Origin of the sequence: Nocardia anaemiae NBRC 100462 (genome assembly GCF_001612725.1) — a bacterium.
Classification (GTDB): domain Bacteria; phylum Actinomycetota; class Actinomycetes; order Mycobacteriales; family Mycobacteriaceae; genus Nocardia; species Nocardia anaemiae.
In genome coordinates this window covers 23,035-31,721 of record NZ_BDAZ01000089.1, presented here as the reverse complement: position 1 = coordinate 31,721, position 8,687 = coordinate 23,035, and the positions used below count along the sequence as shown (strand labels likewise).

Sequence of the window (8,687 nt, the reverse complement as noted above, 5' to 3'; positions counted from 1 at the left end):
TTCTTTGTAATCGACCCCCGCACGGTAACGGGATGACGTGGTGGTGAACATGCTCGAGCGGGCCTACCCGCATCGCTTCACGTCCCGCCCGCGATGGAGCGCTGGTATCCCAACACTTGCATCTCCAGCTTCCTCGAAGCCTCTGTCGCTCGATGCGCATTCCGAGGATTTGATACTCCGGTTCCCGCAGTGGCCAAGTCATCAGCGAGCTGTGGCAGGCTCTCGATTCCGAGGAATCCGAGATCGCAGTCGTGCGATACGTCAGCCCTCTGACTACCGCATCGGCGGCCGAGCTGCAGATCGGTCCGCGAAACGGTGGCGCGGCAGTCGGCCTGGGTTGCGATGTGCGGTCCGAATCCGATCTCGACACCGCCGTCGAGGCAGCCGCATCGGAGTTCGGCCGCCTCGACGTCATGTTCGCCAATGCCAGAACCCGACGCCAGCACCTTCCGCCCAGCTACGCCACTGGAACACCGAAAAGTGTTGCATCTCAAGAGAATAGGCGCGTCATCACGTGATCACATATTCTGTGCCACGATCTAGCGACGCACAATAGATGCCACTCGTGCAGTCAGCCCGCGTCGGCTGTGCGCACGACCGCGACCGCATCGGCGGGACGCGATGGTTCGGTCGTCACCGTCTCGCTATTTGCCGATGACCAGCAGTTTTCGATGTCGCAGGAGGTTGGCGTAGTGGTCGATACCCCCTCCGGACACTTACCATAACCCCAACCGTGCGGGTCGAGAGATGTCTCGACCCGCACGAGTCGTTTTTGCGGGGTGGTTGGCCATCCGCAGGTTGAGGTGCCGGTAGATCTCGGAACGGGGTGCTGATCGATCCGCCGGTCTGGTGGTGGCCGCCGCCCAGGCCGAGTCGCTCGCCTGGTGCGCCGACCGGTAGAGGGCGTCTATGGTCTCGGCAACTCGCACCGGCGTCGACGGTTCGATCGTCGGCAGCTACGCCACAGCGTTCTCTTTGGAGCCCTGGTGAACTGGAGTCAGGCCGCTGTGGTCATCCAACGCCATCATGGTGATGCCCATGAAGGCACCGCCCTCGTCGATCGCGGCGACGAGCGAGCCGCAGGTGGGACAGAACCCGCGCGTGGTCGTCGGGTAGGTGTTGTACCAGGTCGGCTCACCGCCAGGGCCGGTCCAGTCGAACCTCTCGAGCGGGAAATCGACCCAGGCAGCGACCGAGCCACCGGCCAGCGTCTGGCAGTGCGGGCGCGAGCACAAGTGGGGCCAGCCAGCTTCCGCATCGGCACGGAACCGGATCCGCCCGCTTCTCTGCACCATGCAAGTGGACTCGCCGTCGACTGCCGCGTCGCCAATCGTGGGACTACCGACAATGATTGATGCTCCCGGGAAACACGTTCCAGATCTGTCCCGCCGCTGATCATGGCGACGGCAGTCGGCCATCCGATAGTGCCGATTTCCGCGCATTTGAGCCTTGGCTTGGACCGGACAAGCACCGAGCCGCCACTTATTTGACTCATAGTTACAGAATATCTATCGTCGACCTCATGGCACGCACGAAGAGTTTCGACCCCGACGAGGCGGTCGCAAAGGCGATGGAGGTGTTCTGGCGCAAGGGATACGCCCGGACCACGCCGCAGGACCTGCTCGACGCGATCGGCATCGGCCGAGGCAGCCTCTACAACGCGTTCGCCGGTAAACATGATCTGTTCCAGCGGGCGCTGCGCCGCTACCAGGCTCAGGAAACGGTGCGCGTGATCGATCTACTCGACGGACCGGGGCAACCTCGCGAACGAGTACACGCCGCGCTGACCATGGTGCTCGATGCGGCCTGCACCGACACCGAACGTCGCGGATGCCTGGCCGCCAACACTGCTGTCGAGCTGGGCGGCGACGACGAGATGGTCGACTTGCTCGTTCGACGTATCTTCGACCGTCAGCACGATGCGTTCCGGGGAGCCATCGAGGAGGGCCAGCGCGCTGGGGAGTTCGCCGAGGACCTCGATCCGGACGCCGCGGCGACTTTCCTGCTCGCAACCATCAACGGCATGCGCGTACTCGCCAAGGCCGACGCCCGCTCCGACCGACTCGCCGGTTTAGCCGAAACGGCGATGCGCGCACTGTAATTCGCCACCACCTGGGCTGATACGGGAGCCAGCCGTTCGGCCGAGGCCGTGCATGCCATCCTTAAATTGTAACCGTAGTTCCAGAAAGGAAGCATTGTGGACCTGCAACTATCCGCAAAGACCGCTGTTGTCACCGGAGCAAGCAAAGGAATCGGCCTGGAAATCGTGCGGGCGCTCACCGCCGAAGGCGTCCGCGTCGCCGCCGCCGCGCGCACCATCACCCCCGAACTGCGCGAGCTCGCCGGACGCGCCACCGCCGTGCCGGTCGACCTGGCCAGCCCAGACGGCGCCGCCGTCTTGGCCGAACGGGCCACCGAGATCCTCGGCGAGATCGACATCCTGATCAACAACCTCGGTGGCGTCGTCCCCGGCAGCGCCGACGCCGCCGGCTTCCTCGACATCGCCGACGACGCCTGGCAACGCACCTACGAACTCAACCTGTTCGCCACCGTCCGGGTCACCCGCCGCGTCCTGCCCAGCTTGCTCCGACAGCGTGGCGTGGTCATCAACATCTCCTCCATCGGGGCCCGCGCCGCCTACCATCCCGTCGACTACGGCACCGCCAAAGCCGCGCTCAACAACCTCACCAAGGCTCTCGCCGAAGAATTCGGCGGGCAAGGCCTGCGTGCGCTCACCGTTTCCCCCGGCCCCACCCGCACCCGCAACTGGTCAGCCACCGACGGGTACGCCGCCGAAGTCGCCACCCAGAACGGACTCACCCTTGATGAATTCCTCGCTCAGGCCCCGGCCCGGATGGGCATCACGACTGGCCGCCTCACTGAGCCGCACGAAACCGCAGCCCTGGTGACGTTCCTGGCATCTCCACAGTCCGGAAACCTCACCGGCGCAGACTATTTAGCCGACGGCGGGGCCATCAAGACAGTCTAGAGGCATCGCGCCGACCACGGTCTATTTCGGTACCTGCCAGCCCTTGCTGGCACAAGCTTTGGCTGGCAGTAGTGTCCACTCATGCCGCTGGGCGCGCGTCAACCCCGATGCGGCCGGTGGGACGACGCGCCTCTGTCATCATTCGGGAACATCGCTTTACCGCCGAACGCCAGTGCTGTCGATGTTCGGAACAACCACTATCAGGATTGGCGAACAGAGCCAGTTGGCGGGCGCTCGGTACGGCGGCAGCAATCGCAAGTTAGTTGTAGAAGGCCTAACATTCACCTTCGAGCAGGTCTGGGCGTTGGTTGAATTGGTCCGACATCCCGAGCAGCCAATCGTGGAATCGCCATGGCAACCAGAACCACGGCCATGATCTGACCCGCGACCGGCCAGCACCGAAATGTCTCGTAATCGACATCAGGGCGCCGTCGTTTTAGCCGCCAGCTCGCCTGTCCGGACAGCGCCGCGCCCCAGCGATTTGGCACCCACACCAACTCGGGCTAGCCGCAGCGTCCTGCTCGACGGCTACCCGCAGGGCCCCGCTACGCTGCAGGCCGTGAGTCATCGAAGTCGACTGTGCCACATCGTCATCGACGTGTCCGATCTCGATCAAGCAGTCGTGTTCTGGGGACGCGCCCTCGGCGCTAACGAGGAACCGGTACGCCTCGCCAGCCGCGGTGTCTACCGACGTCTGCGTTTGCCCGATTCCGAGATTCGGATCTTGCTGCAAGTGACCCCGAACGAAAAGGCGTCGAAAGAACGGGTACACATCGACATCGAAACCGACGACGTGGAGGCCGAGGTACGCCGCCTCGAGGAGCTCGGCGCAGCCAGGTGGGACCACCAGCACGAACGCGGCTACGACTTCTGGGTGCTACGAGATCCCTGGCACAACGAATTCTGCGTGCTGCAAACCGAATTCCCCCACCTGCTGGCGCAGCGACCTTCCTGGCACTAACGCTTCGACCACGTTTGGTCCACGCCACATGCGGCACCGCAAATTCATGGTTATCCGTGTGCAAGTGCGCAATTCGACTTCCGGATCCGTTGCGGGGGCGACTTCTCGCTGTCGGACCTACCTACGGCTCGTCATGTTCCAGGACTTGCGCTCGCCGAAGGTATTCGATCCAGGCGGACGGGTCCTCCTCCTCAGTGGCGCGGATTATGCGCGGCACGTAGGGCTGCAGTGGGGGGCCCGTATCGGGCGGGTGAATCGGCTCAGTGGTCATATCGGTTTAGACGGCCCATCTCGTGGTGCGCTTCTTTCTGTTTCGGGCTTGTGGTAAGCCGCTCACCGAAGGCGTGGTGTCGGCAGTCGGGCCGAATGGGTGGCGTGTAGATCGTGTAGTCGCATTCGACTGGCGGCCAGCCATATTCGGACCCGCGGTATTCCGGGGCAGGAACGTCCCCTCATGCCGATTATCGTGAATTGCCTTGTATTGGTGTGGCATGGATCGCATACCTCAGATGGGTGAGATCCCCCGCCGACTTCGTGATTGTCGACGGACCTACAGCAACGATGTACCGTGAGTCGCACGCTGCCGGGCATTTGGGTCGGCGCATCCATTTCGACAGCATCATCGGATGGACCCCGAAATCCGCGGCGTCCTGTTCCAGGGGCGCACCGTCGCCGCGGTTTCGGGCCACGCGCACGACATCGTCGCGGAACTCACGAGCGTAGGGCTTGGGGGCGATGACATCCTAATCAGTTACGGGAGTGCGCTATTGGGGCAAACTCCTTGCGGTCGCCGACCGGCGGGTGAGCACTCGGACATCCTCGACCTCGAGTCCTACTGGAAGATCGTGCCCCTGTCGGTAGGCAGCCGGGACAGTCGATCGCTGCTGGGATGTCGTGCCGCTCGTCTTCCAGCAGGATCGCAGATCCTGCCAACTCGGTGTCCACTACCCACGGTGAACCTCAAACCACCCCTGTGCCAGTCGCATCAGATGCGAGTTGCGAGGAACCGTGGTCAGGGCATGTCGCATCCCAACGGCGGCCACGGCGCCGACTGCAATCACGACCGACTGATGAGCCAATTCCTTTGGTAGTCAGCGACATTGCCCGACATCGCCACAGTGATTCGCAAACTGTAGCGCAATCGCATCCGACGCGATCGGCGACAGAAGGTCCATTGGCGCGAAAAGTCGCGTTAGAACTTGGTTCAGAATGAGTCCGGCGTGTTGGTTTGGCTTGTTGCGCAACGTTTTTGAGGCTATTGTTGTGACTGACGAGTTGGTGACCGATGCGGTTGCGGACGAGGCTGAAACAGTTGATTTCGTTGCGACAGTGGCGCTTTCGACATCTGGACTGTGGCACGCTTGAAGATGAAGTCTGTCACGATGTCGAGAGTTCGAGAGAAATAGACTCCGAGAGTAGCACCTTACTCTCGCGATCGCCATGAATGGGAATACTCTCCATGCGTCTTGTCGCGCCAACCCTGCGATGCGGATGTTTTCCTCGATTCCGGCGGATATTTTCTTCGTTTCGGCGGATGTTTCGGACGGTAGCTGCACGTTAATCTCCGACATGTTGATACCTCGACGCCGAGATCGACGGCTGGTAATTGCAGCATAAATTCCGTGTTAAATGGGAGTGAACACATGCCTTCGACCGAAAAAGAGCTAGTATCGCATCCGAACATGCAGCAGCGCCACATACGGATCGGCGAGTCCGAGTTTCCGTATCTGTTCGGCATCGACTGCCTCGACACCATTGCTGAGACCTTGGACCTTCTCGACGCGGACAGATTTGTAGTCGTTACCGACGATCACGTCTTCGGGCTGCACGGGCAAGAATTGCTTCGCGCTCTGGGAAGCAAAATACCCGTAACGGTCCTGAGCCATGAACCCGGTGAAGCGATGAAGACCCTGTCCTGCCTCAGTGAGCATATCGAGCACGCACTGCAGGCAGGGGCCACGCGGCGGTCGGTCGTCGTCGCCTTCGGAGGCGGGGTTCCGGGAAATCTTGCCGGACTGATAGCAAGCTTGTTGTTCCGTGGGGTACGGCTCGTTCACATCCCGACCACAACCGTCAGCGCAATGGATTCGGTACTGTCGCTCAAACAGGCTATCAACAGCCGGGTGGGCAAGAACCATATCGGTAGTTATTACGCACCGGCAGCGGTTCTAACAGACGTCGCACTATTCAGCACCTTGTCGCCTCGAGAACTTCGCTCAGGACTGGGTGAGATGACCAAGAACTGCCTGGCTATCATGCCGGAGACCATTCCTGAACTACAGCGAATCCTGGCCGCGGGAGAACTCGCTGCACCCGAGTCGTTGCTGTGGCTGCTGGATGCCAGTATCAGTGCAAAGGGGAAGGTAACACAGGATGACACCTACGAACGAAAACGCGGTCTCGTTCTGGAATACGGACATACGATCGGGCACGCGATCGAATTACTGGACTATCGGCAGCGTGATACCCAAGGGCTCTCACACGGCGAATCCATCGCGCTCGGAATGCTGATTGCCGCGCGAATATCGTTCGCGCGCGGATGGCTGACGGAAGAAGAAGTTGAGATACACGACGAGCTCGTGACCGCTCTCGGCATCACGGCGCGCTTCCCCGACGGAATGACGATAGACCAGATCATCGACACGATTCACGATGACAACAAACGGGGTTATCTGCCGCTTGCGGACGACGCCGCCGCTTTTGTACTCCTGCAAAAACTCGGTACACCCGCGCAATCGGGTGAACTGCCGCTGGTTTCTGTCACCGCTGGAGAAGTGCGCGCGGCGCTGGAAGCGTTCGTTGCCGGAGTGCGCGACACCGCGTCCCTCGTGGCGGCTGAAGCGGTCTGATGAGTGCGCCGCCGAATTAGGCCGTGATGCTGAAACCCGTCCGGAGACTCCGGGGCCCGATCGTCGTCTGGCGGCGTCGTTGTCGCCGATACACAGCCGGTATCGGTTCTCTGCCTTGCCGAGTGACGATCGGGCCCCGGATGTATCCGTCCAGCAGACACGACCAAGGTGGCTGGTGTCGAGCGAGTCTGTTTCGACGCTGATGCGGCCCTGGCGGGTGTCGGTTCAGCGTCTAGCTGGTGTTAGCGATCGTTGTCGCCGGTGATCGGTTCGCATGCTGTTGTGCCCGTTGTCGTTTGGGCAGCGGTCGCCAACCGTGGCCAGGTGTCTCACTCGTAGGCCACTGTCCAACTGTTGGTGGTATGACCGATCCCGACCACGGCAAGGCATGCGAGAATGACCGCGGCGGCCAGCAGAGTGAAAGCGCCGCCAGCCCGGAGGGCGCGTCGGTGAGTAGGTCGCGGATTGCCGACCGCACCAGCGTGATGGTGTCCATCGTTGCCACCGCGTCGTACAACGGCGTCGAGTCCAGCACCCGGCGACGGCACATCAGCCCAGCAGAGCAGGCGAGCTCCAGCACTGAATCGAAGATGCGGTTCGGTCGCTTGGAGCGGGCGAGGCGGGCCCGCATATCCACCAGCACTTTCTGCACGGACCCCGGACATCCGAATCCAGACCACCAGAGGCACGCTTCCAGCGAGCGTCGAAGGCGAACCGTTCCACCGCTTCCCGATCCGAAAGCCTTCAATCCGCTGCGGCACCATCACCACCGCTAGGGTCATCGGCGGCACGCTACGACGACCGCAGCAGATCACCCTGACTTGACGCACGTCCTACACCCCAGCGTTCTGCTCGAGCCACGCCACCACCGCACGAAAAAACCAGTCACCTAGCCTAGTCCAGTTGCGGCGCGACTTCGGCAGCCACCAGATCCAGGTGGTCGAGGTCCGAGAGATCCAGGTACTGCAAGTACAGACGCGTGATTCCGGTTGCCTCGCGATAGCGGCCGATCTTGTCGACCACCTCCGCAACGGAACCGACCAGCTCGTTCCTTCGCGTCAGGTCGGTGACCTCGCAGCCGATGGTGTCGGCACGGCGGGCAACCTCCGCATCGTCGCGGCCAACGCACAGCGTCAACGCAGCCGAGCGAACAATTTCCCCAGGATCGCGTCCGATGTGCCGGGCTGCGGCATCCACTCGCACGAATTGCGCTGCGGCCGTGGCGGAATCGACGAACGGAAGGTTGAATTCGTCGGCGAATCGCGCGGCCAGCGCAGGTGTTCGCTTCTTTCCGACTCCGCCGATGATGACCGGCGGGCGCGGACGCTGCGCCGGTTTCGGAAGGGCCGGAGCGTTTTCCAGCCGATAGTGTTTGCCGACAAAGGTGAAATTCGCGCCTTCCGCTACCTCCCAAAGGCCGGTCACGATCTCCAACTGCTCGGCGTATCGGTCGAAACGCTCCCCAGATTCAGGCAGGTCGATGCCATAGGCGGTGTGCTCGTCGCGGAACCAGCCGGATCCGAGGCTGAATTCGGTACGGCCGCCCGACATCTGATCCACTTGTGCAACCGAGATTGCCAGAACCGAAGGGTGCCGGAATGTGGCCGAGGTAACGAGGGTGCCCAGCCGGATCCGGGATGTTTCGCGCGCCAGGCCAGCGAGCGTGATCCAAGCGTCGGTAGGCCCGGGCAATCCGGATGCCATACCCATCTGTAGATAATGATCGGATCGAAAGAACGCGTCGAATCCAGCATCCTCGGCCGCCTTCGCGACGCGCAGTAGCTGATCATAGCTGGCCCCTTGCTGGGGTTCAGTGAAGATTCGCAGGTCCACACGCCCACCGTAATGCAGACCGCGAGGTCACCCGAGATCCGAACTTGTATTTCAC

General features: G+C 62.0%; 8 protein-coding genes. 6 read left to right on the top strand and 2 right to left on the bottom strand.

Translation table 11 applies throughout. The features are described from left to right. Positions 1 to 200 precede the first annotated feature (200 nt). Positions 201 to 518 (top strand): SDR family NAD(P)-dependent oxidoreductase, encoded by a 318-nt coding sequence (locus tag NA5_RS41030; RefSeq protein ID WP_157110856.1) that lies wholly within the window; start codon positions 201 to 203, stop codon positions 516 to 518. Between the two features lie 438 nt (positions 519 to 956). On the opposite strand, the gene NA5_RS36745 is transcribed toward NA5_RS41030, so the two are convergent. Beyond that, positions 957 to 1,295: a GFA family protein gene (locus NA5_RS36745; RefSeq protein ID WP_062993648.1), complete on the bottom strand. Its 339-nt coding sequence runs from the start codon at positions 1,293 to 1,295 to the stop codon at positions 957 to 959. 227 nt (positions 1,296 to 1,522) lie between these two features. On the opposite strand from NA5_RS36745, the gene NA5_RS36740 reads away from it, so the two are divergent. The 5 genes from NA5_RS36740 to NA5_RS36710 all read left to right on the top strand — a co-directional run bounded on the left by NA5_RS36740 (position 1,523) and on the right by NA5_RS36710 (position 7,575). Beyond that, positions 1,523 to 2,101, top strand: coding sequence for a TetR/AcrR family transcriptional regulator (locus tag NA5_RS36740; RefSeq protein ID WP_062993647.1), 579 nt, complete (start codon positions 1,523 to 1,525; stop codon positions 2,099 to 2,101). A gap of 96 nt (positions 2,102 to 2,197) precedes the next feature. Then, entirely contained in the window at positions 2,198 to 2,989 is a 792-nt protein-coding gene (locus tag NA5_RS36735) for an SDR family oxidoreductase (RefSeq protein WP_062993646.1), read from the top strand. A 559-nt stretch (positions 2,990 to 3,548) separates the two neighbouring features. After that, the gene (locus NA5_RS36730; RefSeq protein WP_063813812.1) at positions 3,549 to 3,950 is read left to right on the top strand and encodes a VOC family protein; all 402 of its coding nucleotides are present in this window, start codon (positions 3,549 to 3,551) and stop codon (positions 3,948 to 3,950) included. A gap of 1,643 nt (positions 3,951 to 5,593) precedes the next feature. After that, positions 5,594 to 6,799: a 2-deoxy-scyllo-inosose synthase gene (locus NA5_RS39935; RefSeq protein WP_084484698.1), complete on the top strand. Its 1,206-nt coding sequence runs from the start codon at positions 5,594 to 5,596 to the stop codon at positions 6,797 to 6,799. A 362-nt stretch (positions 6,800 to 7,161) separates the two neighbouring features. Then, positions 7,162 to 7,575, top strand: a complete 414-nt coding sequence (locus NA5_RS36710; RefSeq protein WP_062993641.1) for a hypothetical protein — start codon at positions 7,162 to 7,164, stop codon at positions 7,573 to 7,575. A 118-nt stretch (positions 7,576 to 7,693) separates the two neighbouring features. On the opposite strand, the gene NA5_RS36705 is transcribed toward NA5_RS36710, so the two are convergent. Then, on the bottom strand, positions 7,694 to 8,632 hold the full coding sequence (locus NA5_RS36705) for an LLM class F420-dependent oxidoreductase (protein WP_062993640.1): 939 nt from the start codon (positions 8,630 to 8,632) through the stop codon (positions 7,694 to 7,696). Positions 8,633 to 8,687 lie beyond the last annotated feature (55 nt).

Bases quoted from the DNA above. Each gene is read 5' to 3' on its own strand.
- NA5_RS36740 (WP_062993647.1), top strand. From the start codon at position 1,523: ATGGCACGCACGAAGAGTTTCGACCCCGACGAGGCGGTCGCAAAGGCG.
- NA5_RS36710 (WP_062993641.1), top strand. From the start codon at position 7,162: ATGACCGATCCCGACCACGGCAAGGCATGCGAGAATGACCGCGGCGGC.
- NA5_RS39935 (WP_084484698.1), top strand. From the start codon at position 5,594: ATGCCTTCGACCGAAAAAGAGCTAGTATCGCATCCGAACATGCAGCAG.
- NA5_RS36745 (WP_062993648.1), bottom strand. From the start codon at position 1,295: ATGGTGCAGAGAAGCGGGCGGATCCGGTTCCGTGCCGATGCGGAAGCT.